This is a genomic window from Arthrobacter sp. ISL-65 (genome assembly GCF_018613795.1).
Taxonomy (GTDB): domain Bacteria; phylum Actinomycetota; class Actinomycetes; order Actinomycetales; family Micrococcaceae; genus Arthrobacter.
Genome location: NZ_JAGGPN010000020.1, coordinates 316,447 through 342,248 on the forward strand (window position 1 = coordinate 316,447; position 25,802 = coordinate 342,248).

Sequence of the window (25,802 nt, forward strand, 5' to 3'; positions counted from 1 at the left end):
ATGGCCGATTTTGACCTCAGCGAGGAATACCAGGACCTCAGCAAGACCGTCCGCGAATTCGCCGACGAAGTGGTGGCCCCGGTCTCCGCCAAGCACGACGAGGAACACAGCTTCCCCTACGAAGTGGTCTCGCAAATGGCGGACATGGGCCTGTTCGGCCTGCCGTTTCCGGAGGAATACGGCGGCATGGGCGGCGACTACTTCGCGCTGGCCCTCGCGCTGGAACAGCTGGGGCGGGTGGACCAGTCAGTTGCGATCACGCTGGAGGCAGGGGTGTCCCTTGGCGCCATGCCCGTCTACCGTTTCGGCACCGAGGCGCAGAAGCAGGAGTGGCTGCCGCTGCTCGCGTCCGGAAAGGCGCTCGCCGGCTTCGGCCTGACCGAACCGGAGGCCGGCTCGGACGCCGGTGGCACGAAGACCACGGCCCGGCTGGAAGGCAGCGGAGACGCAAAAAACTGGGTCATCAACGGCAACAAGGAATTCATCACCAACTCGGGAACGGACATCAGCAAGCTGGTGACCGTCACCGCCGTCACGGGCCAGCAGGAGCGCAAGGACGGCAGCATCAGGAAGGAGATCTCCACCATCCTGGTGCCCACGGACACGCCCGGCTTCAAGGCGGAGAAGGCGTACAACAAGGTGGGCTGGAACGCTTCGGACACCCACCCCCTGACGTTGCGGGACGTCACCGTTCCAGAGGCGAACTTGCTGGGGGAGCGGGGGCGGGGCTACGCCAACTTCCTCTCCATCCTGGATGAAGGCAGGATCGCCATCGCCGCACTGGCCACCGGCGCTGCGCAGGGCTGCGTGGATCTTTCGGTCCGTTACGCCAGGGATCGCAGCGCGTTCGGGACCAATATCGGCAAGCACCAGGCCATTGCGTTCAAGATCGCCCGCATGCAGGCGCGCGCCCATACGGCCCGTCTTGCGTACTACGATGCGGCCGCCCGTATGCTGGCCGGCAAGCCGTTCAAGACCCAGGCGGCCATAGCTAAGATGGTCGCAGGCGAGGCGGCCATGGACAATGCGCGGGATGCCACCCAGGTATTCGGCGGCTATGGCTTCATCAACGAGTTCACCGTGGCGCGCCACTACCGCGACTCCAAGATCCTGGAGGTCGGGGAGGGCACCACGGAGGTCCAGCTGATGCTGATCGCCCGGGAACTGGGGCTGTAGCAGGCCCGGTGGCCGTGTCTGTCGAAAGTCTGTGGAGACGCCGAAAGGATCAACGATGATTGACAAGGTTGTTGCCAGCGCTGACGAAGCGGTCGCCGACATATCCGACGGCGCGTCGCTCGCCGTCGGGGGTTTTGGCCTGTGCGGGATCCCAGTGGCGCTGATAGACGCCCTCCACCGCCGTGGCACCACGGACCTGGAGACTGTCAGCAACAACTGCGGCGTGGACGACTGGGGCCTGGGGATCCTCCTCCGGGACGGCAGGATCCGCCGGACTGTCAGCTCGTACGTGGGGGAGAACAAGGAGTTCGCCCGGCAGTATCTCGCCGGCGAGCTGGAGGTGGTCCTGACCCCGCAGGGCACCCTGGCCGAGAAGCTGCGCGCCGGCGGTGCCGGCATCCCCGCTTTTTACACCAAGGCGGGCGTGGGGACCCAGGTGTCCGACGGCGGTCTGCCGCAGAAATACGACGCCGACGGCGGCATCGCCATCGCCTCCCCGGCGAAGGAAGTTCGGACCTTCGATGGCATCGACTACGTCCTGGAGGAGTCGCTCACCCCCGACTACGGCCTGGTCCACGCCTGGAAGGGCGACCGCCACGGGAACCTGGTCTTCCACGCCACGGCCATGAACTTCAACCCGCTTTGCGCCATGGCGGGAAGGATCACCATCGCGGAGGTGGAGGAACTGGTGGAGCCGGGGGAGTTGGATCCCGAGCACGTCCACCTGCCGGGCATCTTCGTCCAGCGGGTGGTGGTGGTGCCCGAGTCCGAGAAGCGCATTGAAAAGCGGACGGTCGCACTGTCCGCGGCAGGAACCGCCGGCACTACCGAACAGGCAGGAGCGTAGCCATGGAGTCGAACAGGCCGCAGGAGGCACCGCCCCGCCCCGAAGCCGTCCGGCACGAGTACCGCCGGGCCGCCTCCTCCCACCTCGAGGGCAAGGGCTGGACCCGCAATGAGCTCGCCGCCCGGGTGGCCCAGGAGCTGAGCAACGGCCAGTACGTGAACCTGGGCATCGGCATGCCCACCCTGATCCCCAACTACATCCCGGCCGGCGTTGAAGTGGTCCTGCACTCCGAGAACGGCATCCTCGGCGTCGGGCCCTACCCCGGCGAGGACGAGGTGGATCCGGACCTCATCAACGCCGGCAAGGAAACTGTCACGGTCAACAAAGGCGCCGCGTTCTTCGACTCTGCGCAGTCCTTCGGCATGATCCGCGGCGGGCATGTGGACGTGGCCGTGCTTGGCGCCATGGAGGTGGCCGCCAACGGGGACCTCGCCAACTGGATGATCCCGGGAAAGATGGTCAAGGGGATGGGTGGCGCCATGGACCTGGTCTTCGGCGCCAAGAAAGTGATCGTGATGATGGAGCACGTGGACCGCAGCGGGAAACCGAAGATCGTGGATCGCTGCTCGCTGCCCTTGACGGGCAAAGCGTGCGTGGACCGCATCATCACCGACCTTGCCGTCCTCGATGTCACGCCCGACGGCCTGATCCTGCGCGAACTCGCCCCGAACGTATCGGTGGAGGACGTTGCCGCAGCCACCGGGGCGGAGCTGTTCGAGGAAGACCAGGAACTCACCGTATGAGCGCGGTTTCGACAGGCTCAGCCACCGGCGGTGCCCGGGTCGTCGAGCAGCGCGGACTCTACTTCGAGGAACTCGAGGAAGGCGTCATTTACGCCCACCGCCCCGGGCGGACCGTCACGGAGGCGGACAACGTGCTGTTCACCACCATGACCATGAACACGCAGGGGCTGCACCTGGACGCGGCCTGGAGTGCGGGCCAGCCCTTCGGCCAGCGGCTGGTGAACTCGATGTTCACGCTGGCGACGGTGGTGGGGCAGTCCGTCGGCCAGTTGACCCAGGGCACCATCATTGCGCAGCTGGGGCTGACCGATGTCTCCTTCCCCCACCCGCTCTACCACGGCGACACGCTCTATACGGAGACCGTCATCACCGGCAAGCGGCTGTCCGGGTCACGGCCGGGGCAGGGCGTCGTCACCATGCAGCACACAGGGCGCAACCAGGACGGAACGGTGGTGGCGCTGGCAACGCGGAGCTGCCTGATGTGGACGCGCGAGGCGCATATAGAGGCGCAGCGGGGCAAATAATCGGACAATGGCTGTATGACTTTTGTGATGGGCCCTGCCCTGCTTTTCTGCCCTGCCGACCGCCCCGAACGCTTCCAAAAGGCCGCCGAGCGCTCCGACGCCGTCATCCTGGATCTTGAGGATGCCGTGGCGGCGCCGGACAAGCAGCGGGCCCGGGGCGCCATCCTTGCCCAGCTAGGAGGTTCAGGCGACGGGCCGGAGCTGGATCCCAGCCGGACCATCATCAGGATCAACCCGGCCGGCACTGAGGACTTCGAGAAGGACCTGCACTGCCTGGCCCACACGCCCTACCGCACCGTCATGCTCGCCAAGGCAGAGAGCGCGAACCAGCTCCGGGCCCTGCCGGACTTCCACGTGATTGCCCTGTGCGAGACGGCCGCGGGCGTAGTCCACGCCCCCGCCATTGCCGCCGAACCCAACGTGGTGGCCATGATGTGGGGAGCGGAGGACCTGCTCGCCTCCCTTGGCGGCACCTCCAGCAGGAACGACGACGGCGGCTACCGCGCTGTTGCCCTGCACGCCCGTTCCGCTGTGCTCCTGGCAGCGGGCGCAGCCGGCAAGCAGGCCGTTGACGCGGTCTACGTAAACATCCCCGACCTTGACGGGCTGGCCGCGGAGGCCCGGGACGCCGCTGCCTCCGGGTTCGGCTCCAAGGCCTGCATCCACCCCAGCCAGGTGGCCGCCGTCCGGGCCGCCTACGCACCCTCGGGCGAGGACGTGGCCGCTGCTACGCACCTGCTGGAGGCCGCAAAGGAAGCCGGGACCGGCGTGTTCCAGTACCAGGGCCGGATGATCGACGGCCCCATCCTCCGGCACGCGGAGTCGGTGCTCCGCAGGGCCCGGTAGGTTCCACAGAGCCCGGCAGCCCGCCGTCGTCCGCGCTATATTCCGCACGCCATCATTTCCGTGCCCGCAGGGAGATGGGCGGGATCGCCTCGTAGAGCGGTGTCCGGATCCAGCGCTGGCCGGTCTCCCGGAACTCCGCCCGGCTGGCGAAGCGGTACAGGTAGGTGCGGGCGCGCACCCAGCGGGGGCGTTCGCCGTCGAACGGGTCATGGCGCAGCAGCCGCAGCATGGCTGCGTCTGCCTCGAGCAGCTTGCCCAGGAAGGCGTAGAACCATTCCTCGTGGACCGTGCGCAGGGGCAGGAACCACATGAGCCAGTCCAGCCGCAGATGGTAGGGCGCCCACTGTCGGGGCAGCCTGTGCACCTCGCCCGGTTTTCCCTTGAAACCGTACTCGCGCCAGTCGGCCGCCTCGTCCGGATCCTCGTCCAGGGTGCCCTCCACCGCCACCTCGATGCGCTGCTTGGTCACCGTGCCGAACGCGCCGTAGGTGTTCACCAGCTGCCAGCGGTTGAAGCTGGCGTTCATCAGCTGGTACTGGGAAAACAGGTTGCGGATGGGCCAGTAGCTGAGGACCACCAGGAGCAGGGACGCGGCCAGTGTGATGAGGAGCCACCACAGCGGCGTCTCCCCGGGGGTGTGCCATTCCAGCGGAATGAATGGCAGTACCGCGTGCGCGACGGGATCGCTGACGCCGGCGAAGGCGAGCACGATCGCAATCCAGTTCAGCCAGGCGAAATTGCCGCTGGCCACCAGCCACAGCTGGGTGAAGATGATGATGCCGGCCGCGAGGCTGCCCAGCGGCTGCGGCGCGAAGAGGAAGAACGGCACCACCAGCTGGGCGAAGTGGTTCCCCACCACCTCCAGCCGGTGGAAGGGCTTCGGCAGCAGATGCGCCTGCCGGCTTAGTGGGCCGGGCATCGGCTGCGTCTCGTGGTGGTAGTACAGGGCGGTGAGGTCGCGCCACTCCCGTCCGCCGCGGATCTTGATCATGCCGGCACCGAATTCCAGCCGGAACACCAGCCAGGCCACGAGGATCAGGATGGTCCGCGGCGGATCGGTCTGGTCCGATCCCAGGAAGGCCACCGTGAAGCCGGCCTCCAGGAGCAGCATCTCCCAGCCGAACCCGTAAAACGTCTGGCCCACGTTGACCACCGACATGTACAGCAGCCACAGGGCCAGGAACGCGACCAGCGGCAGCCAGGGCGGGCCCAGCTGGGGGAGGCCGAGGACCAGGACGCCGGAGATGACCAGCCCCACTGCACAGACGGCCCGGAACAGCCGGTCCGAGTAGCGCCAGCGGAACAGGGTGGGCCTTCGCATCCTGCCGAAAGCCTTCAGGTAGTCCGGAACAGGAAGGAGGCCGCGCTCGCCGAGGAGCGCGGGGAACTGGTTGAGGGAGGAGAGGAACGCAACGAAATAGAGTGCGGCGACACCGCGCTGCAGCACCTGCCGGGCGAATTCATAGTCCGGCGCATCGAACCACGCGGCCCAGTCCACGGGCACCACGTTACCCCGGCCCGGATGCGCGTCAAGGTGCTGCTAATTTCCCCCTTTCGGCGCAGTCTCATGCGGCCCCACAGGCGGTGCGCTCGCGGCCGTTCACCCAATTGCCAAAATTGGCCGCTCAACGCTTCGCTCAGCGGCCCTTATGGCAAATGGCGGAACACCCAGCTAAGCGAGTCCGTCCTAGGAGCCCCGCGAGCCGGGCGGCCACCGGCGGTGCGGGATACTTAAGCCATGCAGACTTCCGGCTCCAGCCGTCCAGACAGCCAGCCGCGCACCGTCGTCATTCTCGGATCCACCGGTTCCATCGGCACCCAGGCGATTGACGTCGTCGACGGCGCCCCGCACCTTTTCGAGGTCGTGGCGCTGAGCGCCGGGGGCGGCAACCTCGAACTCCTAGCCCGGCAGGCCGTGCACACCCGGGCCGCCGCCGTCGGCATCGCCGAAGGCGATCCCGGGCGCCTCCGGGACCTGATCAAGGACGCCGCCCGGGCAGCCGGGCTGGGGGAATACCGTCCCGAGATCATCGCCGGCCCCGACGCCTCAACCAGGATCGCCGCCGTGCAGGCGGACGTGGTGCTCAATGGCATTACGGGCTCGATCGGACTGGCGCCCACGCTCGCAGCGCTGGGATCCGGCGCCACGCTGGCGCTGGCCAACAAGGAATCCCTGATCGTTGGCGGTTCGCTGGTCAAGGCCGCCGCCGCGGAGGGACAGATCGTTCCGGTTGACTCTGAGCACTCCGCTATCGCCCAGTGCCTGCGCTCGGGGACCGCCGCGGAGGTGGACAAGCTTATCCTGACAGCCTCCGGCGGACCCTTCCGCGGCCGTACCCGCGAACAGCTCTTCGCCGTGACGCCGGAGGAGGCGCTGGCCCACCCCACCTGGGACATGGGCCTGATGGTCACCACCAACTCAGCCAGCCTGGTGAACAAGGGTCTTGAGGTTATCGAGGCGCACCTGCTGTTCGACATCCCCCTGGACCGGATCGACGTGGTGGTCCATCCGCAGTCAGTGGTCCACTCCATGGTGCAGTTTGTGGACGGTTCCACCATCGCCCAGGCCTCGCCGCCGGACATGCGCCTGCCGATTGCGCTTGGCCTGGGCTGGCCGCACCGGGTGCCCAGCGCGGCCACGCCCTGCGACTGGACCCGGGCCACCAGCTGGACGTTCGAGCCGCTGGACGCCGGCGCGTTCCCCGCCGTCCGGCTGGCCAAGGACGCGGCGAAGCAGGGCAGTACCTACCCTGCAGTGTTCAACGCCGCCAACGAGGAAGCCGTCATGGCTTTCCACGCGGGACGAATCCGGTTCACAGACATCGTGGATACGATCGAAGCCGTCCTCAGCGAGCATTCGGGTTCCTCCGGGCTAACGGTCGGAACCGTACTCGATGCTGAGAAGTGGGCACGTGCGCGCACCCACGAACGTTTAGCAGTGAGCAGTCTCTAGGAAGCAGCAGATCTGAAGCATGAGTCCCGTTATCCTCTTTATCCTTGGTGTCGTCTTTGTGGCGGTCGGCATCGCGGTATCCATTGCGCTGCATGAGGTGGGTCACCTGGTGCCGGCCAAGCTGTTCAAGGTGCGAGTCACCAAGTACATGATCGGCTTCGGTCCCACCATATGGTCGACCAAAAAGGGCGAGACCGAGTACGGCTTCAAGGCGCTGCCGCTGGGCGGCTACGTATCGATGATCGGCATGTACCCGCCCAACAAGGAGGACGGCTCGGTGCGCCCGTCCAGCACCGGCATGTTCCAGACGCTAGCCAGCGAGGCCCGCTCCATGGCCCATGAAGATGTGGGGCCGGGGGACGAGAACCGCGTGTTCTACCGGCTCGCGGTCTGGAAGAAGATCATCATCATGCTGGGCGGCCCGGCAATGAACCTGCTGATCGGCCTCGTGCTCACGGCCGTGCTGCTCATGGGGTTCGGCATCTCCGAGCCCACCACCACCATCGCCGACGTCTCCAAGTGCCAGGTGAAGGCGGGGGAGACAGTCGACCCGAACTCCGCCGACTGCAAACCGACACCGGCAGCTGCGTCCCAGCTCAAGCCCAACGACGTCATCACCGCCTTCGACGGAAAAACCGTCACCAGCTGGGACCAGCTCACGGGCTGGATCCGCGCTTCCGCGGGCAAGGAAGTGTCCATCACAGTTGAGCGCAACGGCTCACCGGTGACCAGCACCGTCACCCCTGTCCTCTCGGCACGCCCGGTCGTCGGTCCGGACGGGCGTCAGGCGAAGGACGACGCCGGAAAGCTCCTGTACCAGGACGTTGGCTTCCTGGGCATCGGTGCGCAGACCGCCCTGGTTCCCCAGCCGGCGTCGTCCGTCCTGCCCATGGCGGGGGAGAACATCAGGCAGGTGGCCGGGGTGGTCCTCAATCTGCCGGCCCGGGTGGTCGGAGTGGCCAAGGCGGCCTTCAGCGAAGAACCCCGCGACCCCAACGGCCCCATCAGTGTGGTGGGCGTGGGCCGCGTGGCGGGCGAAGTGGCCGCCATGGAGGAAGTGCCTGCCCAGGCCCGGCTTGCCGCCTTGGTGGGACTGCTAGCCGGGCTGAACTTTGCCTTGGCCGTCTTCAATCTGATTCCGCTGCTCCCGCTCGACGGCGGGCACGTCGCCGGCGCACTCTACGAGGCGGTGCGGCGGCGGGCGGCAAAGCTGCTCGGCAAACCCGACCCCGGCGCCTTTGACATCGCGAAACTGCTGCCGGTGACCTACGTAGTGGCCGCACTGCTCATGGGAATGGGCGCCCTGCTGATCTATGCGGACATCGTGAAGCCAGTGAATCTCTTCGGCTGATCCCTGATGCTAAACTCTTATTGGCTGATTACGGAAAGTCAGCTCCGAATGATTGATTTGCGAATATAAGCCGGATACGGTTTCTTCATGTACGTTCTGACCATCGACCAGCGTGGCAGCACCAGCGATGTGGACCGCGTGCCCGAGCTCCTCGGCGACCTCGGCAGCCATCCTGGCGTCCGCTTTGAACGCTCTGTCGGCGACGAAGTACAGGGCGTCCTGCAGGACCCTGCCCTGGTGGTCGACGTGACCCTGCATGCCCTGCGAAGCCGGCACTGGTATGTCGGAATCGGTGTCGGCCCGGGAACCCTGCCGCCGGACGCGAGCCCTCGCGAAGGGTCCGGCCCCGCCTTTGTCGCTGCTCGCCGGGCGGTGGAGCGGGCCAAGTCAGCAGCGAGCCATGTCCCCGCGGCCGTGGTTGCCGGAAGCCGCGAGCACGAGGCCGCCGTGGCGTGCGCAAACGCGGAGGCGGTGCTGCGGCTGGTCGGCGGGCTGGTGCAGGCACGGACCGAGGCCCAATGGCGCGTGGTGGATGCCCTCCGTGCGAAGAGCGGCGCAGCAACCGAACAGGGCTCCGGGCGCCACGGACTCCAGAAACAGGTTGCGCGGGAGCTGGGAATCACCGAACAGTCGGTGAGCCGGGCCGTCCTCCGGTCGGGCTGGCAGGAAGAATGGGCGGCAAGGCCGGCGGTGGAAATGCTGCTGGCAACCGCCCACCGCCTGGTCCTTGAGAACCTCACCCCTGGGACCCGGGACGGCGACGACAACCGAGGAGAAGCGTGAACGCAGTCTGGATCGCAGCCGCCCTGCTGACGGCCGGATTCGTGGGCTGGCCTGTCACGGCCCTGGTTTTCCGGCTGGCCCGCACCATCGACGACAAAGCCGATGCCGTCGCCAGCGCCGGGAGGGACGGCGCCGACGATCCCTCAGCCGACGTGACGGTGGACAGCCCGGCCGCAGGGGACAGGGTGAATACAGTGAACGGCGACATCACGGTGGACGCTGGTGGTGCTGCCGCGCCGGAGCCCGGAGGCGATGCCTCGGCCACGCGGATTCTCCGGGGCGGGGCCATCATCGGGGTGCTCGAGCGGCTGGCAGTCTGCCTCGCCATCCTGGGCGGGCAGCCCGTAGCAATCGCCTACGTGGTGGCCATCAAAGGCCTGGGCCGGTTCGCGGAACTCAAGGAAACGCCGGTAGCTGCGGAGCGGTTCATCATCGGCACCCTGGCCTCTATGCTGTGGGCGGCGGGAGTTGCCGCCCTCACGAAGGTCGTGCTCCTCGGCTAGCCCGGCCGCGGGATAGGGTATCTCTATGACTGTTTTTGCTGTTGAGTACGTATACGACGCCGAGTCCTCCGAAACGCGCGCGGCCACCCGCCCCGCCCACCGCGAATGGACTGCAGGACTCGCGCAGGACGGCCGGCTTCTGGCCAGCGGACCCTACGGCGACGGCGCAGGCGCCCTGCTTATTTTCAAGGCGGCCGACGAAGCCGCACTCAACGAGATCCTCCGGCAGGATCCCTTCGCGGCAGCGGGCGTCATTTCCGGCACGCGAACCACCGAATGGGCGCCCGTGACCGGTCTTTTGGCTGAGCACGCAGCCTAGCCGCCCCGCACCACCGATTTTCGAATTCAAGGAGTCCACGTGACCTCGGTCAGCCTGGGAATGCCATCCGCACCGCCGCCCGTCCTTGCCCCGCGACGCAAGACGCGCCAGATCAAGGTGGGCTCCGTCGGCGTCGGTTCCGATTTCCCCATCAGCGTGCAGTCGATGACCACCACGCCCACCACGGACATCAACGCCACGCTGCAACAGATTGCCGAGCTGACCGCCTCCGGCTGCGACATCGTCCGCGTGGCGTGCCCGTCCGCAGATGACGCGGAAGCGCTTCCGATCATCGCCCGGAAATCGCAGATCCCGGTCATCGCCGACATCCACTTCCAGCCGAAGTACGTCTTCGCGGCCATCGAGGCCGGCTGCGCTGCAGTGCGCGTCAACCCGGGCAACATCCGCAAGTTCGACGACCAGGTCAAGGAGATCGCCAAAGCGGCCAAGGACCACGGCACGTCCATCCGTATCGGCGTGAATGCAGGATCGCTGGAACCGGGCATCTTGAAGAAGTACGGCAAAGCCACCCCGGAGGCTTTGGTCGAATCCGCGGTCTGGGAAGCCTCGCTCTTCGAGGAGCACGGCTTCCACGACTTCAAGATCTCCGTGAAGCACAATGACCCGGTGGTCATGGTGGCGGCCTACGAGATGCTCGCCGAAAAGGGAGACTGGCCGCTGCACCTGGGCGTCACTGAGGCCGGCCCCGCCTTCCAGGGAACCATCAAGTCGGCCACAGCCTTTGGTGCCCTCCTCTCGCGCGGCATCGGCGACACCATCCGCGTGTCCCTGTCTGCCCCTCCTGTCGAGGAGATCAAGGTGGGGAACCAGATCCTGCAGTCGCTGAACCTGCGCCCCCGCAAGCTGGAAATCGTCTCGTGCCCGTCCTGCGGGCGCGCCCAGGTTGATGTATACACCCTCGCCGAGCAGGTCACCGCCGGCCTCGAGGGGATGGAGATCCCGCTGCGCGTCGCCGTCATGGGCTGCGTCGTCAACGGTCCGGGCGAAGCGCGGGAAGCTGACCTCGGCGTCGCCTCGGGCAACGGCAAGGGACAGATATTTGTGAAGGGCGAGGTCATCAAGACTGTCCCCGAGAGCCAGATTGTTGAGACACTGATCGAAGAGGCCATGCGTATCGCGGAAGAGATGGGGGAGGCCGATGGCGAAGATGCTGTCAAGGGTAGCCCCGTGGTTAGCGTCTCATAAGGACGGCGCCGCGCCGGACGGTGCCACCGTCCGGGTACTGGGTGTTGGAGACACCCGTCAGCTGCGCGAACTGGCGGGGACGGATCCCGTCGCCAACGTGTTCATCCTGGCGCACCTGGAGTCAACAGACTCTGCCGCGCCCACCCCGGGCGGAGCCAACGTCCTGGGCGTTTTCGACGACGACGTTCTGGTTGGCGCCTGCTGGGCAGGCGCCAACCTGGTCCCAGTCCAGCTGGACCCCGAGCTGGCCGGACCGGTGGCTGCTGCGGCCCACCGCTCCGGGCGGCGGTACGCGTCGATCTTCGGGCCGGCCGGCACGGTCCTTGCCCTGCACCGCCACCTTGAAGAGCTGGGCCACTTGGCCCACGAGGTACGGCCCGACCAGCCGCTGATGACCATCACCGGCCCCCCTGCCGTTGAGCCGAACTGGCGGCTCGGATACGGGCAGTACGCAGATTTCGACGCTATCCTCCCTGCCTGTGCGGCGATGTTCGAGGAAGAGGTTGGCTATTCGCCCTACCTCGGCGGCCGCGATTTCTACAGCCGCCGGGTGGCGGGCCTGATCCGGCAGGGACACTCCCTGGTCCACCTGAAGGACGGCGAAGTCGTTTTTAAGGCCGAGCTCGGTGCCGTCACTGCCGAGGTCACGCAGGTCCAGGGCGTGTGGATGAACCCCAGCCAGCGGGGACTCGGGCTGAGCGCGGGATACATGGCGGCCGTGGTGCTGCTGGCCCAGAAAATGGCGCCTGTCACTAGCCTCTACGTCAACGACTACAACTCCCGGGCGAGGGCCACGTACGAACGCGTTGGCTTCCGGCAGGTGGGGACGTTCGCTACAGTTCTCTTCTAGCTTGTGGCTCAGGCCTGCCCGGCCAAAGCCGCACCGGTCACACTGGATTTGGAATCGGTGACGGCTATCACATAGGTTCGTTCTAACCGCGTTTTCGGACTCGGGTGGTCTTTCTTGAATCTGCGGCATGACCGGCCGCGGAGCCACGCCGCCACAGGGATGACCAGCCGTAAACCGCCAGGGGCTTCTCCTGCGGGGCGTGGCTTTCCTGTTCAGCTCCCACAGGGCCCGGAACCTGTACTGCTGCCCAGCCGGTAGATTAGTACCCAGACAATCAGCACTTCCCCCAGAAATGGACACCTACCCGTGGTTCTTCGACTCTCCAAGCTTTTCCTGCGCACCCTGCGTGAAGACCCCGCTGACGCCGAGGTGGCCAGCCACCGGCTGCTCGTGCGCGCGGGATACATCCGCCGCGCGGCTCCGGGCATCTACACCTGGCTGCCGCTGGGACTGAGCGTGCTGCGCAAGGTGGAGCAGATCATCCGGGAAGAGATGGCCGCCATCGGCGCCCAGGAAGTTCACTTCCCCGCGCTGCTTCCCAAGGAGCCCTACGAGGCGACCAACCGCTGGACCGAATACGGCGAAGGGCTGTTCCGGCTGAAGGACCGCAAGGGCGGGGACTACCTGCTGGCCCCTACGCACGAGGAGATGTTCACCCTGCTGGTCAAGGACCTGTACTCCTCGTACAAGGACCTGCCGCTGAGCATCTACCAGATCCAGAACAAGTACCGCGACGAGGCACGTCCCCGTGCCGGCCTGCTCCGCGGCCGCGAATTCATCATGAAGGACTCCTACTCGTTCGACGTCGACGACGCCGGCCTGGAGGCGAGCTACAACGCGCACCGCGCGGCGTACCTGAAGATCTTCGAGCGGCTGGGCCTGGAAGTCATTCCCGTCACGGCCACCGCAGGCGCCATGGGCGGGTCCAGGAGCGAGGAATTCCTGCACCCCACCGACATCGGCGAGGACACCTTCGTGCGCTCGGCCGGCGGCTACACGGCCAACGTCGAAGCTGTGACCACGGTGGTTCCCGCGGAAATCGACTTCACCAACGCCCCGGCCGCGGAGATCCGCGATACCCCGAACACTCCCACGATCGACACGCTCGTGGCTGCCTCCAACGAGCTCGTGCCGCGCAGCGAGGCCGACGGCCCTTGGACTGCCGCTGACACACTCAAGAACGTTGTTCTCGCCGTCACCCTGCCCACCGGGGAGCGCCAGATCGTGGTGCTCGGTGTCCCCGGTGACCGGGGTGTCGACCTCAAGCGCGTCGAGGCCAACATCGGCGCCTACCTCCCGGTCGCCGGCGAAATCGCCGTGGAAGCCGCCGGCGAGGAGGACCTGGCCCGCAACCCGCTCATCGTCCGCGGTTACCTCGGCCCGGGCATGTCGCTGGGCGCACCGCTCCTTGGCCTCGAAGGCGCCGCTAAGCTCCTGTACCTGGTGGATCCGCGCGTCGTCAACGGTACGGCCTGGGTGACCGGTGCCAACATGGCGGGCAAGCACGTCTTCGGGCTCGTTGCGGGACGCGACTTCACGTGGGATGGCGTCATCGAGTGCACTGAGGTGCGCGCCGGTGATGAGGCCCCGGACGGCTCCGGTCCGCTCGAAACGGCCCGCGGCATCGAGATGGGACACATCTTCCAGCTGGGCCGCAAGTACGCCGAAGCGCTGGAACTGAAGGTCCTGGACCAGAACGGCAAGCAGGTGGTGGTCACCATGGGTTCGTACGGCGTGGGCGTCACCCGAGCCGTGGCCGCGCTGGCGGAATCCAACCACGACGCCAAGGGCCTGGTTTGGCCCCGCTCCGTGGCTCCGGCCGACGTGCATGTCGTGGCCGTCGGCCGCGGCGAGGAGATCTTCGCCGCCGCTGAGCAGCTCGCCCTCGACCTTGAGGGTGCCGGCCTGGAAGTCATCTACGATGACCGGCCCAAGGTTTCCCCGGGCGTGAAGTTCGGCGATGCCGAGCTTGTTGGCGTGCCCACCATCCTTGCCGTCGGCCGCGGACTGGTGGACGGCGTCGTCGAAATCAAGGACCGCCGCAGCGGCGAGGCTGAGAATGTGGCTGTGGACAAGGCCGTTGACTACGTGGTCAACGCCGTCCGCAGCAACTGACGCCCGACCCTCTCAGTGGTTTCGGGGTTTGAGACGATCCAGCTCACCACTATCGTCCTGATAGTGGTGGCTGGCTTCTCCGCTGGCTGGGTGGACGCCGTCGTGGGCGGCGGCGGCCTGCTGCAGCTGCCGGCGCTGTTGCTGGTGCCGGGGATCACCCCGGTGCAGGCTCTGGCCACCAACAAGATGGGTTCCATTTTTGGCACCACCACCAGCGCCGTGACCTACTATGGCCGCGTCCGGCCCGACCTCCGGACGGCCGTGCCGATGGCCGCGATCGCGCTGGCGGGCAGCTTCGGTGGAGCGCTGCTGGCCACCCGGCTGCCGGCGGAGGTGTTCAAGCCGATCATCGTGGTGGCCCTGGTCGCCGTCGCGCTGTTCACGGCACTTAGGCCCGACGCCGGCCACCTGACCGTGCTCAGGCACGACGGCCGCACGCACTACGTGGTGGCCTGCGCCATCGGCGCCGTGATCGGGTTCTACGACGGCCTGATCGGGCCCGGCACCGGATCGTTCCTGGTGATCGCGCTGGTTTCGGCGATGGGGTACGCCTTCCTCGAGGCCAGCGCCAAAGCGAAAATCGTCAACATGGCGACGAACGCCGGGGCACTTATATTTTTCCTCCCGCACGGGTCACTCCTCTGGGGAGTCGGCCTGCTGCTGGGCGCAGCGAACATGGCCGGGGGCTACCTTGGCGCGCGCACCGCTGTGAAGCAGGGGAGCAAGTTTGTGCGTGTGGTGTTCCTCGTGGTGGTTTTCGCCCTGATCGTCAAGCTCGCCTTCGACGTCTGGCAGGAGAACTTCGCCTGAGCTGGCTTCTCGGCTGAGCCAGGTTCCCGGCGAGCCAAGTTCTCGCGGGCGTTCCCGGGACGGCGTAGCATGCCTCTATGTCAGCCGGCGCGGAACCGTACAGGGAGGCCCTGGCTGCAGCCGTCCGGCATGCGACGCGCTGGCTGGAAAGCCAGCCCAGCCGCCGGGTAGGTCCGCAGCAGGCAGCGCGGGAACTCGCCGCAGCGTTCGACGGAGCGTTGCCGCAGTCCGGCATGCCCCCGGCAGACGTCGTGGATTACCTGGCCAGCCACGCCGAACCGGGCCTCATGGCCATGCCATCCGGACGCTTTTTCGGCTGGGTCATCGGCGGTACCCTCCCGGCCGCCATGGCGGCCGACTGGCTGGTCAGTTCATGGGACCAGAACTCGGGGCTCCGCTACGCCACACCAGCCATTGCCGCCATTGAGGACGCAGCCGGTCACTGGCTGCTGCAGCTGCTGGGCCTGCCGGAGGAATCCGACGTCGGCTTCGTCACCGGAACCACCATGGCCAACTTCACCGGGCTGGCGGCCGCACGGTGGCGGCTTCTGAAGGACGCCGGCTGGAACCTGGAACGTGACGGACTCTTCGGCGCTCCGCGGATCCATTGCCTTGTGGGGGAGGAACGGCACGAGACGGTGGACCTCGCGCTGCGCTACTTGGGAATGGGCAGCCCCACCGTGGTTCCGGCCGACAGCCAGGGACGCATCGACGCCGCGGAGTTGGACTGTGCCCTGGACCGGATCGCGATGGAGCGTGCAGCAACGGATAGTTCAGGCGCCGCCCAATCTGGCGTATCCCAGGGTTCGGGACCGGCCCAGGTGCTGGTGTGCCTGCAGGCCGGAAACCTCCACTCCGGAGCCTTCGACCCCTTCGCCGCAGCCATCGCGGTGTCCAAGGCACACGGCGCCTGGGTGCACGTGGACGGGGCCTTCGGACTCTGGGCTGCGGCCGTCCCGGAGCTCGCAGGGCTGACCGCAGGCGTGGAACAGGCCGACTCCTGGGCCACAGACGCCCACAAGAGTTTGAACGTGCCGTACGACTGCGGCGTTGTAGTTGTCCGGGATGCGCAAGCGCTGCGCAGCGCCATGGGGCTGCACGCCAGCTACCTTCTCCAGGATGCCGACGGCTCGGGTGATCCCAGCCAGCGGGTCCCGGAGCTTTCCCGCAGGGCAAGGGGAGTGCCCGTGTGGGCTGCCCTGAAGTCCCTGGGCAGGGACGGCGCTGCCGAACAGATCCGCCGCCTTGCCACATCCGCTGCCCAGCTCGCGGTACAGCTCACGGCCATTGACGGGGTGGAAGTCCTGAATGACGTCGGCTACACCCAGATCTCCGTGGCCTTCGGCGACGACGCCACAACCCGGCGCGTGGCGGATAGGCTCATCGCCGACGGAAAGGTGTGGATGTCCGGTTCCCATTGGCACGGCAGGGACGTGGTGCGGATATCGGTCAGCAACTGGACCACCGACGCCGATGACGTCACCACCGCGGTGGAGGCGGTGCGGACGGCCGTCGAAGCCGTCCGGTCGGGCGGGCCCTGACGGCCCTGTGCCCTCTAGGGCCCTACGACGGCGATGTGTTCATGGCATCCTCGCCGGGTTCGGGCAAGTCGTGGGCAGCCGGAAGCCCGTCCAGCGTCCGGCCGGCAAGTGTGCTGGCCACCCATAGGGACCGGGCCATGTCACCGCTGTGCCCTGGCCTCGAGGCGTAGTGCAGGGCGTTGTCCACCTCCCTGGCCAGGCTCCACTGCCGGGCCACTTCCGGGTCCAGCCCGGCCGCGAGGCTGAAGTCATGGCACCTTGCCAGCAGGCCGCCGGCGGGATCCGATGCCGGCAGGTCCGGGATCCGGTTCCACAGCACGGGAGCCACCGCGAATTCCGCCTCGCCCACCATCGGCTGGGGGTCTATGGCGGCAAAGCCGTCGGCGACAGTCTCCCCGGCGGAACGGTTCCCTGCCGCAGAGTTCGCTGGGGAGTCAGACCTGGCCAGAATGTTGAGGTAGTGGAAGTCCGTGTTGACCAGGACGTCCTCCGAGGAGCGGCGGCCCACGGCGCCCCGGGTCTGGCAAACCTCGAGTGCTGCCTCCAGCAGCCACCGGGGAAACGGGCGGCTCAGCTGTTCCCAGTCGGCGGGCAAGTCGTCGCTCCACTGTTCCGCACGGGCGGCTACGTGCAAAAATTCCTGCCACTGCGGCCGGCCGTCGGGCACGAGGCTCAGTTCCCGCATCAGCCCGCCCCACACCTCAATGGCGGTGTCCATCGGCTCTGTCCGGAGCGACCTGCCCGCATCCAGGCGCTCAAGGAGCATGGAACACGTTCCGGCGTCGGAGGCCAGCAACTTCACCGCGCCGTGGCCGTTCCACAGTGCCAGCGCATGGCGTTCAACGAGGGCTTCATCATGCGGAAAGGCCACCTTCAATGCTGCGGCCGATCCCGCCGCGCGGACCGGAACCACAACCGCGCCGTGGCCGCTCCACGGAAACGCTCCCGGTTCCAGGTCAAGCTCAAGCTGCCACTGGTCGAGCCGGCCACGGATCATGTCAGGAAGGGACGCCAGCCAGGCCCTGCCGGCGCTGCTGCGGGAGTAGCGGCGCGTCAGGTCCAGGGGGATGGGAACGTCTGCTGGCCGGCTCACAGCTCCAGCGTAGTGGAGCGGGCCTCGCGGATTGCGTAGGCCGGACAGCTCCTGCCTGGACGATGCCGCTGGCACCCCTACACAATGCCGCTGGCGCCGAGCAGGTTGCCGATAGTGAACGTCGCGGCCAGGGCGAGGCCGCCACCCACCACCACGCGTCCGGCTGCCCGGGTCTTCGAACCGCCGCCGATCCACGCGCCCACGGCGCCCGTCACGGCCAGGGCCAGCAGGACTGCTCCGAAAGTCACCGCAACGCGAATGTTTTCAGGAGGCAGCAGAATGGCCAGCATCGGCAGAATGGCCCCCAGGGTGAAGGCGATGGCTGACGCAAAGGCGGCATGCCAGGGGCTCACGATGTCCTGTTCGTCGATATTGAGCTCGGCGGACAGATGTGCAGCCAGGGCGTTGTGCTCTGTCAGTTCCCGCGCCACATTCTGGGCTGTCTCCTCGCTAAGGCCCTTGCTCCGGTAGATCGCGGTGAGCTCCAGCAGCTCCTCTTCCGGTTCCTCGGCAAGTTCGCGCCGTTCCTTCTCGATCAGCGCTTTTTGGCTGTCGCTCTGGCTGCTGACGGAGACGTACTCGCCCAGGGCCATGGATACGGCACCGCCCACGAGTCCGGCAGCACCGGCTGCGAGGATAAGGCCGTTGTCACTGGTCGCACCGGCCACGCCCACCACAATCGCAGCGACCGACACGATCCCGTCGTTGGCCCCGAGGACACCGGCGCGCAGCCAGTTCAGGCGGTGCACGATGTCGTTACCGTGGGGCTCGTTGGCGTGCTGCCCCTCAGGGGGCAACGCAGATCTGTCCGCTGAATCCATGGCTCCAGCAAACCACTTTGGGGCAGCCGGCTGCCAGTGGGATGTCACCGGCCGGCCCGTGCTTAGGGTGCGGCGGGTGTTACCGCTGCGCCGCCGTCGGTCCGGCGCGGTGCCGGCGCAGGCGGTTCCGGAAGCTCCGGCAGGAGCGCGGTGTCCAGCACAATGCCGGGTACGGGGCCGGGATCGGACCCCCAGCGCGTGGTCCGCTGGGCAGCCGCCACCAGCGAGGAGACAGCCCACCGCCGGGTCTCACCCTCACTCAGCGCCACAAGGTCGCCGTAGACCGGGAGCGTTCCTGCTTCAAGGCTGGCCAGCCCCGCAGCCGGCTTCTGCAGGAACGAGGTGCCCAGGGAGTAGCCCGGTTCACGGGGAGGAACGGACACACAACGAGCGCGGGTGTAGGCCTCGGCCTGGTTAACGAGGGTCTCATGCGTGGCCAGCAGGGCCCTCGCCTGGTCCGCGGCGGGCGCGGCCAGGCGCGTCAGCGCCACCTGGTAGCCGTACACCGTCTCAACTTCTGTCCGGACCACCCGATTCAGGGCGGCAGCGAGCGTGGCGCTGTCAGACGGGTCCGCTGATTTGGTGGACTGGTCACTGTTGCTTGGCTGGGCGTCACCGCCTGCCTCGGCGCTGTTGCCTGATTGGGCGCTGCGGCCTGAGGGGCTGGTGACGGAGCACGCCGTGGCCGCGTTTCGCTTCGTTGTCGCGGGCGCTGAAAGGGCAGGCGACGGCGTCCCGGCAACCTGTGCCAGCGTCGTCGCCTGAAGCAGCTGAGCGGTTCCTACCGCGGCGAGCAGGCGGGCCATCCCGCCATCGGCCTTCTCCGCATGGACGAGGCGTTCCTTGCCGCTCTTGGACAGTGCAGCGACCAGCGCGGGCAGCGTGGCCGGTCGCGACGGTGCTGTCCCCGATGATGCTGCGGCGGACGGACCGGCGGTTCCCGGCGCCCCGGCCGTTGAAGTGGCGGTGGCGCCACCCGGAAGAAGGAGCGCCCGTGCCTGCGTAGTCAGCAAAGTCACAGTGTGCGAAAACAGCTGCCGCCGCGCGCCCGACGACCCGTCCGCGAGGTGCTGGCTTGCAGCCCTCAGGTCCAGGGTTTGAGCGAGGGCGGCGGCGCGCGCCTGCTCGGAGAAAGGAGGAGCTGCCGGTGCCGGGGATTCCCGCGGAATCAGCGCAAAACCGAGGCTCAGCACCAGGAATGCGGCGAGAGCCAGCAGGCCATACCGGAGATAGCTGGCCGTCCTTCTTTTTCGCCCGCTGTCGTCATTCACAACAGACCATGTTGTCACGGCCGCGTGGAAGTCCGTGCACCAAGCCGCCCGGAAAATCGCTACGCTAGTAGACACAACATCATCTAACGGGAGGCGGCCGGCATCGTGAGCAATGCAGAAGCCACGACTTCATCAGACCGGACCGACGCGGGAAAGGCTGAACCCGCGGCTGTCCACAATCCCGAGGCTGAGCGCCTCCGGGCGCTGCTGGAGCCCGCGGTCCAGTCGCACCGGCTTTACCTCGAGGATGTTGCCATCCACATCGCAGGGTCCAACCGCGTGGTCCACGTAGTGGTGGATCTGCCGCAGGAAGAAACGGGAGGGGTGGGCCTTGACGTCATCGCAGACATCTCCAAGGAGCTCTCCGACATCCTGGACAGCGACCCCAGCACGGACAGCCGTCCCTATGACCTCGAAGTTTCATCGCCCGGCGTGGGCCGGCCGCTGACCGAGCCCCGGCACTGGCACCGCGCCCGCGGCCGGATGGTTGCGGTCAACGTGATCCAAGGCGAGAACGTCACGGGCAGGATCAGCTCCGTTGACGACGCCGGCGTGACCCTCGTTCCCGAAATCGCCGTGAAGAAGGGCATGAAGCCCAAGCAGGGCGACCCCGTAAAACTTCCTTTCGACAAGATCCGCAGCGGAAAAGTCGAAATTGAGTTCAGCCGCCTCGACGAGGCCGGTCTGGAAACTGAGCACAATGGACCTTCTGAGGAGGCCTGATGGATATTGACATGAGCGCGCTGAGACTCCTGGAGCGTGAGCGCGAAATCCCGCTGGATCTCCTCATCCCCACGATCGAGCAGGCCCTGCTCGTCGCCTACCACAAGTCACCGGGCGCCTTCGAGAAGGCCCGGGCGGAGCTGGACCGCAAGAGCGGCCACGTGACCATCTGGGCCACCGAAATCGACGACGACGGCGCGCCCATCGGCGAGTTCGAGCACACGCCGGCCGGGTTCGGCCGCATCGCCGCCAGCACCGCCCGGCAGATCATCCTGCAGCGGTTGCGCGACGTTGAGGACGATAACGTCCTGGGCGAATTCAAGGGCCGCGAGGGTGAACTCGTTGCCGGGCTGATCCAGCAGGGCAACAACCCGCACATGATCCAGGTCAACCTGGGCTCCGTGGAAGCCCTGCTTCCGCCGCCGGAGCAGGTGCCGGGGGAGAAGTACACCCACGGCAACCGGCTGCGCGCGTACGTGATCGACGTGCACCGCGGCACCAAGGGCCCGTCCATCACCCTGTCCCGTTCGCACCCGGGCCTGGTTCGGAAGCTTTTCGAACTGGAGGTCCCCGAGATCGCCGACCGCTCCGTGGAGATCGTCGCCCTGGCCCGCGAAGCCGGGCACCGCACCAAGATCGCGGTCAAGGCAAACACCCAGGGCATCAACGCCAAGGGCGCGTGCATCGGCGAAATGGGTTCGCGCGTGCGGGCGGTCATGACCGAACTGAACGACGAAAAGATCGACATCGTTGACTTCAGCGAGGATCCGGCCACCTTCATCGCCAGCGCACTGTCGCCGTCGCGTGTGAATTCAGTCACCATCACGGACGAGGCCACCCGCTCGGCCCGCGTCGTGGTGCCGGACTACCAGCTCTCCCTTGCCATTGGCAAGGAGGGCCAGAACGCCCGCCTCGCCGCCAAGCTGACGGGATGGCGAATCGATATCGTCTCCGACGCCGCCGCTCCCCGCGGTTAGCGCTGCGCCGGACGGAGACCAGACCGTCCGGCACAAGCCCTGACCTCGACCGATCTGCCCGCCCCCGCGGCGGGCAGTTTCAGTTTCCGGTTTCGGGTATGGGGCCCGTCAGGGGCTAGAATAGAACGTGGCCGCGCCTAGCGGCCGGCATCAGCGTGTTCGTGCGCCCGGGTTCCTGCCGCAAGCAGGTCCTGCCGAAAGGCAGTGACGGGTGGCCGGGCAGGCAGATAGGTACAGGCAGGAAGATACTCGGCAGTGGCACACGTGCAACAACTCGGGAATCAGCCGCAGCGTACCTGCATCGGATGCCGGAAAAAGGGTCCGCGGTCAGAGTTGCTCCGGCTCGTCTCCGACACCGGCGGTTCGTCCGCCGTCGTGGTGGATGAACGACGTCGGATGGCTGGCCGGGGTGCATGGCTGCACCCCAGCGAAGCGTGCCTGGCCCTGGCGGTCAAGCGGCGAGCCTTCGGGAGGGCCCTCAACGGGTCAACCGGAACCGCCGCCGTCGAACGCCGGATAACGGCAGGAGCGCACGCTGCGGACGTCCCGGCGTCTGCAGTACCAACCGTCCAACCTGAAAGCGGGTCAGAAATCTGATGGAAACCCGATGAGTTCCCAGCGATGAGCGCGTAACGATGACAACTTTGTTGCGCTCTGCAATGGGCCTTTCAGCTGTAACCGCAGCGGGGGCCCGCAGTAAGAAGTAGACGGTTCGTGCCTGGCTCGGTGCGGACCGAGACAGGAGAAATGTGGCCAAGGTCCGCGTACATGAGCTTGCAAAAGAGCTCGGTATTACTTCCAAAGATGCAGTAACCAAACTGCAGGAACTGGGCGAATTTGTTCGCTCCGCCTCTTCCACCATTGAGGCCCCCGTGGTGCGGAAACTCCGCAACGCGTTCCCGGCTGCCGCCGCTTCGAAGTCCGAAGCCCCCGCAGCCGCCCCCAAGTCCCCGGCCAAGCCGGCGGATTCCCGTCCCGCGCCGGCTCCCGGCCCCGCTGCCCCCAAGGCTGCGGCGCCTGCTCCGGCTCCCGCACCAGCACCGGCACCGGCACCGGCCCCCAAGGCCGAGGCGCCTGCAGCTCCGGCTGCTCCCGCCGCTCCGGCAGCTCCCGCTGCATCCACGCCTGCTGCGCCCTCCACCGGCGCCAAGCCGGGAGCGCGTCCCGCACCGAAGGCCGAGACCCCCTCACGTCCGGGCGGTGCTCCGCGTCCCGGTGGCCCCCGCCCCGGCAACAACCCCTTCGCCACGTCCCAGGGCATGCCCCGCGGCCGCGGTGGAGACGGCGAACGTCCGCCGCGCCCGGGCAACAACCCGTTTGCAACTTCCCAGGGCATGCCCCGTGCCGGCGGCCGCACTGACGGCGACCGTCCCGGCGGCCCGCGTCCGGCAGCCGGTGCAGGCGGACCCCGCCCCGGTGCTCCGCGTCCCGGCGCTACGCCCGGCCCGCGTCCTGCGGCTGGCGCAGGCGGCGCCCGTCCCGGCGGTCCCCGCCCGGGTGCCGGTGGAAACCGGCCCACGCCTGGCATGATGCCTAACCGCACCGAGCGTCCCGCACCTGCAGGTGCCGGGCGTCCCGGTGGCGGCGGCCGCGGTCCTGGCGGCCCCGGCCGTCCCGGCGCTCCCGGAACCGGCGGTCCCGGTGCCGGTGGCGGTGCTCCGGCCGGCGGTGGCTTCGGCAAGGGCGGCCGCGGTCGCGGTGGCACCCAGGGTGCGTTCGGTAAGGGCGGCGCTGGCCGTGGCAAGCAGCGCAAGTCGAAGCGCGCAAAGCGCCAGGAACTTGAGCAGATGAGCGCACCGTCGCTGGGTGGCGTGAGCGTACCCCGCGGCGACGGCAACACCGTTATCCGGCTTCGCCGCGGCTCGTCCATCACGGACTTCGCTGACAAGATCGAGGCGAACCCCGCCGCACTGGTTACCGTGCTCTTCCACCTCGGTGAAATGGCGACGGCAACCCAGTCGCTGGACGAGGACACCTTTGCCCTGCTCGGTGAGGAACTCGGCTACAAGCTGCAGGTTGTTTCGCCGGAGGACGAGGAGCGCGAGCTGCTCTCCACCTTCGACATTGACTTCGAAGCCGAGCTCGAAGCTGAAGGCGATGAAGACCTCGAGGCTCGTCCTCCGGTAGTCACCGTCATGGGCCACGTTGACCACGGTAAGACCCGCCTGCTGGACGCGATCCGTAATTCTGACGTCGTTGCCGGCGAGCACGGTGGCATCACCCAGCACATCGGTGCCTACCAGATCAGCCACGAGCACGAGGGCAACGTACGCGACATCACCTTCATCGATACCCCTGGTCACGAGGCGTTCACCGCCATGCGTGCCCGTGGCGCGAAGGTCACGGACATCGCCATCCTGGTTGTGGCAGCGGACGACGGCGTAATGCCCCAGACCGTTGAAGCCCTCAACCACGCCCAGGCGGCCAACGTGCCGATCGTCGTGGCTGTGAACAAGATCGACAAGGAAGGCGCCAACCCGGACAAGGTCAAGGGTCAGCTCACCGAGTACGGACTGGTTCCCGAAGAATACGGTGGCGACACCATGTTCGTTGAGGTCTCTGCCCGCCAGAACGTGAACATCAACGAACTGATCGACGCCGTGCTCCTGACCGCCGACGCCGCGCTGGACCTGCGGGCCAACCCGGACAAGGCCGCCCGAGGTATCGCCATCGAAGCGAACCTGGATAAGGGCCGCGGTTCCGTGGCCACCGTCCTGGTGCAGTCCGGTACCCTCGCGGTCGGCGACACGATCGTGGCCGGCACGGCCCACGGCCGCGTCCGCGCCATGTTCGACGAGGACGGCGAGGCCCTCGACGTCGCACTGCCGTCCCGTCCGGTTCAGGTCCTCGGCCTGTCCAACGTGCCGCGCGCCGGTGACACCTTCCTGGTGACCTCCGACGAGCGCACGGCCCGCCAGATCGCCGAAAAGCGTGAAGCTGCTGACCGCAACGCCCAGCTCGCCAAGCGCCGCAAGCGCATCAGCCTGGAAGACTTCGACCAGGCCGTCGCCGAAGGCAAGATCGACACCCTCAACCTCATCCTCAAGGGTGACGTGTCCGGTGCCGTCGAAGCCCTCGAGGACGCGCTGCTCAAGATCGACGTCGGCGAAGGCGTGCAGCTCCGCGTCATCCACCGCGGTGTCGGTGCGATCACGCAGAACGACGTCAACCTGGCAACGGTCGACAGCGCCGTCATCATCGGCTTCAACGTCAAGCCCGCCGAGCGGGTTGCCGAACTGGCAGACCGCGAAGGCGTGGACATGCGCTTCTACTCCGTCATCTACGCAGCAATCGATGACATCGAGCTGGCCCTCAAGGGAATGCTCAAGCCGGAGTACGAGGAGGCCCAGCTGGGCACCGCCGAAGTCCGCGAAGTGTTCCGTTCCTCCAAGTTCGGCAACATCGCAGGTTCCATCGTTCGCTCGGGCACCATCCGACGCAACACGAAGGCCCGCATCAGCCGCGGCGGCAAGATCATCGGCGACAACCTCACGGTGGAGACGCTCAAGCGCTTCAAGGACGACGCCACCGAGGTCCGCACGGACTTCGAGTGCGGTATCGGACTTGGCTCGTTCAACGACATCACCGAAGGCGACATCATCGAGACCTTCGAGATGCGCGAGAAGCCGCGCGTCTAATCGGTTTAGCGTTACAGAGGCGGGGCCGTTGGATTTTTCCGGCGGCCCCGCCCCTTCGCCGGACCCCCACAATCGCTACGCGCTGACGCATGTTCCATGCGTTGGCGCGCCCCAGTTTTCTATTTCCATCCAGGAGGATGTCATGGCTGATCCGGCACGCGCTGCCAAGTTGGCGCAACGGATTAAGGTTGTTGTTGCTGAGGCTTTGGGCCGGAAGGTGAAGGATCCCCGGCTTGAGGGGATTACCGTCACTGACGCCCGTGTGACCAATGACCTGCAGCATGCCACCGTCTACTACACCGTCTTCGGCGACCAGGCCGTACAGGCTGATGCCGCCAAGGGGCTGGAGAAGGCCAAGGGTGTGCTGAGGCAGGAAGTGGGCCGGAACATCACCGTCCGGCTAACGCCTACGCTGGAGTTCGTCGCGGACCAGATTCCCGTGAACGCGTCCAACCTCGAAGAACTGCTCCGCACCGCGAAGCAGCGCGATGCCGAGGTGGCTGAACTGGCCCGGAACGCCAAGCCCGCGGGCGACGCCGACCCGTACAAGAGCGACGCCCAGCCGAACGTGGAAATCGACGAAGACGACTTCGACGAAGAGGGCCTCGGCCTCGCGGATGACGACGCTATCGACGAGGACCGGAACCGCTAACGTTGCCGGTTCTGCGCCGCAGAGCCCATGCCATCATGCACTGAAAGGGTGCGGCCGGAT

At 67.1% G+C, this 25,802-nt stretch carries 24 protein-coding genes; 20 read left to right on the forward strand and 4 right to left on the reverse strand.

Annotated features, from left to right (window positions below; all coding sequences use genetic code 11):
* The 5 genes from J7I85_RS09715 to J7I85_RS09735 are packed head-to-tail and all read left to right on the forward strand — an operon-like array spanning position 1 to position 4,136.
* Positions 1-1,176, forward strand: a complete 1,176-nt coding sequence (locus J7I85_RS09715; RefSeq protein ID WP_214850620.1) for an acyl-CoA dehydrogenase family protein — start codon at positions 1-3, stop codon at positions 1,174-1,176.
* Positions 1,177-1,231: 55 nt separating this feature from the next.
* The gene (locus J7I85_RS09720; RefSeq protein WP_214850623.1) at positions 1,232-2,023 is read left to right on the forward strand and encodes a CoA transferase subunit A; all 792 of its coding nucleotides are present in this window, start codon (positions 1,232-1,234) and stop codon (positions 2,021-2,023) included.
* 2 nt (positions 2,024-2,025) lie between these two features.
* Positions 2,026-2,766, forward strand: coding sequence for a CoA transferase subunit B (locus tag J7I85_RS09725; RefSeq protein ID WP_214850627.1), 741 nt, complete (start codon positions 2,026-2,028; stop codon positions 2,764-2,766).
* Positions 2,763-3,290, forward strand: a complete 528-nt coding sequence (locus tag J7I85_RS09730) for a MaoC family dehydratase (protein ID WP_214850629.1) — start codon at positions 2,763-2,765, stop codon at positions 3,288-3,290. The genes J7I85_RS09725 and J7I85_RS09730 overlap by 4 nt, the downstream gene beginning before the upstream one ends.
* Positions 3,291-3,305: 15 nt before the next feature.
* A complete protein-coding gene (locus tag J7I85_RS09735; RefSeq protein ID WP_214850632.1) occupies positions 3,306-4,136 on the forward strand; it encodes a CoA ester lyase in 831 nt (276 codons plus the stop codon).
* Positions 4,137-4,188: 52 nt separating this feature from the next.
* Here the strand turns inward: J7I85_RS09735 and J7I85_RS09740 are convergent, their stop codons facing one another.
* The gene (locus J7I85_RS09740; RefSeq protein WP_214850634.1) at positions 4,189-5,634 is read right to left on the reverse strand and encodes a lipase maturation factor family protein; all 1,446 of its coding nucleotides are present in this window, start codon (positions 5,632-5,634) and stop codon (positions 4,189-4,191) included.
* Between the two features lie 240 nt (positions 5,635-5,874).
* Here J7I85_RS09740 and dxr point away from each other — a divergent pair, with 240 nt between their 5' ends.
* The 10 genes from dxr (at position 5,875) to J7I85_RS09790 (ending at position 16,567) form a co-directional block, all read left to right on the forward strand.
* Positions 5,875-7,089, forward strand: a complete 1,215-nt coding sequence (gene dxr / locus J7I85_RS09745) for a 1-deoxy-D-xylulose-5-phosphate reductoisomerase (RefSeq protein WP_214850647.1) — start codon at positions 5,875-5,877, stop codon at positions 7,087-7,089.
* Positions 7,090-7,108: 19 nt separating this feature from the next.
* On the forward strand, positions 7,109-8,440 hold the full coding sequence (locus J7I85_RS09750) for an RIP metalloprotease (protein ID WP_214850649.1): 1,332 nt from the start codon (positions 7,109-7,111) through the stop codon (positions 8,438-8,440).
* Between the two features lie 87 nt (positions 8,441-8,527).
* Positions 8,528-9,223 (forward strand): MarR family transcriptional regulator, encoded by a 696-nt coding sequence (locus J7I85_RS09755; RefSeq protein ID WP_214850652.1) that lies wholly within the window; start codon positions 8,528-8,530, stop codon positions 9,221-9,223.
* A complete protein-coding gene (locus J7I85_RS09760) occupies positions 9,220-9,726 on the forward strand; it encodes a hypothetical protein (protein WP_214850655.1) in 507 nt (168 codons plus the stop codon). The genes J7I85_RS09755 and J7I85_RS09760 overlap by 4 nt, the downstream gene beginning before the upstream one ends.
* Before the next feature lie 25 nt (positions 9,727-9,751).
* Entirely contained in the window at positions 9,752-10,045 is a 294-nt protein-coding gene (locus J7I85_RS09765) for a YciI family protein (RefSeq protein ID WP_102970838.1), read from the forward strand.
* A gap of 39 nt (positions 10,046-10,084) precedes the next feature.
* The gene (ispG, locus tag J7I85_RS09770) at positions 10,085-11,251 is read left to right on the forward strand and encodes a flavodoxin-dependent (E)-4-hydroxy-3-methylbut-2-enyl-diphosphate synthase (RefSeq protein WP_003805892.1); all 1,167 of its coding nucleotides are present in this window, start codon (positions 10,085-10,087) and stop codon (positions 11,249-11,251) included.
* A complete protein-coding gene (locus J7I85_RS09775; RefSeq protein ID WP_214851265.1) occupies positions 11,214-12,101 on the forward strand; it encodes a GNAT family N-acetyltransferase in 888 nt (295 codons plus the stop codon). Before ispG ends, J7I85_RS09775 begins: the two co-directional genes overlap by 38 nt.
* A gap of 306 nt (positions 12,102-12,407) precedes the next feature.
* The gene (locus tag J7I85_RS09780) at positions 12,408-14,216 is read left to right on the forward strand and encodes a proline--tRNA ligase (protein WP_214850658.1); all 1,809 of its coding nucleotides are present in this window, start codon (positions 12,408-12,410) and stop codon (positions 14,214-14,216) included.
* A gap of 15 nt (positions 14,217-14,231) precedes the next feature.
* Positions 14,232-15,026, forward strand: coding sequence for a TSUP family transporter (locus tag J7I85_RS09785; RefSeq protein WP_214850673.1), 795 nt, complete (start codon positions 14,232-14,234; stop codon positions 15,024-15,026).
* 77 nt (positions 15,027-15,103) lie between these two features.
* Positions 15,104-16,567, forward strand: a complete 1,464-nt coding sequence (locus J7I85_RS09790) for a pyridoxal-dependent decarboxylase (RefSeq protein ID WP_214850675.1) — start codon at positions 15,104-15,106, stop codon at positions 16,565-16,567.
* A gap of 22 nt (positions 16,568-16,589) precedes the next feature.
* Here J7I85_RS09790 and J7I85_RS09795 read toward each other — a convergent pair whose 3' ends face one another.
* The 3 genes from J7I85_RS09795 to J7I85_RS25720 form a co-directional block, all read right to left on the reverse strand.
* Complete coding sequence (locus J7I85_RS09795) at positions 16,590-17,660, reverse strand: aminoglycoside phosphotransferase family protein (protein WP_214850677.1); 1,071 nt, start codon at positions 17,658-17,660, stop codon at positions 16,590-16,592.
* A gap of 77 nt (positions 17,661-17,737) precedes the next feature.
* Complete coding sequence (locus J7I85_RS09800; RefSeq protein ID WP_214850679.1) at positions 17,738-18,481, reverse strand: VIT family protein; 744 nt, start codon at positions 18,479-18,481, stop codon at positions 17,738-17,740.
* 62 nt (positions 18,482-18,543) lie between these two features.
* Complete coding sequence (locus J7I85_RS25720; protein ID WP_214850681.1) at positions 18,544-19,752, reverse strand: DUF4439 domain-containing protein; 1,209 nt, start codon at positions 19,750-19,752, stop codon at positions 18,544-18,546.
* A 105-nt stretch (positions 19,753-19,857) separates the two neighbouring features.
* On the opposite strand from J7I85_RS25720, the gene rimP reads away from it, so the two are divergent.
* From rimP to rbfA, 5 genes are all read left to right on the forward strand, one after another.
* Positions 19,858-20,475 carry a ribosome maturation factor RimP gene (rimP, locus tag J7I85_RS09810; RefSeq protein ID WP_214850694.1) on the forward strand — a complete coding sequence of 206 codons (618 nt, stop codon included), beginning with the start codon at positions 19,858-19,860 and terminating at the stop codon, positions 20,473-20,475.
* Positions 20,475-21,452, forward strand: coding sequence for a transcription termination factor NusA (nusA, locus tag J7I85_RS09815; protein ID WP_214850703.1), 978 nt, complete (start codon positions 20,475-20,477; stop codon positions 21,450-21,452). Before rimP ends, nusA begins: the two co-directional genes overlap by 1 nt.
* 264 nt (positions 21,453-21,716) lie before the next feature.
* Positions 21,717-22,049 (forward strand): YlxR family protein, encoded by a 333-nt coding sequence (locus J7I85_RS09820; RefSeq protein ID WP_307031735.1) that lies wholly within the window; start codon positions 21,717-21,719, stop codon positions 22,047-22,049.
* Positions 22,050-22,201: 152 nt separating this feature from the next.
* Positions 22,202-25,090 (forward strand): translation initiation factor IF-2, encoded by a 2,889-nt coding sequence (gene infB / locus J7I85_RS09825; protein ID WP_214850715.1) that lies wholly within the window; start codon positions 22,202-22,204, stop codon positions 25,088-25,090.
* Between the two features lie 142 nt (positions 25,091-25,232).
* The gene (rbfA, locus tag J7I85_RS09830; RefSeq protein ID WP_214850727.1) at positions 25,233-25,742 is read left to right on the forward strand and encodes a 30S ribosome-binding factor RbfA; all 510 of its coding nucleotides are present in this window, start codon (positions 25,233-25,235) and stop codon (positions 25,740-25,742) included.
* The last annotated feature ends 60 nt before the right edge of the window (positions 25,743-25,802 follow it).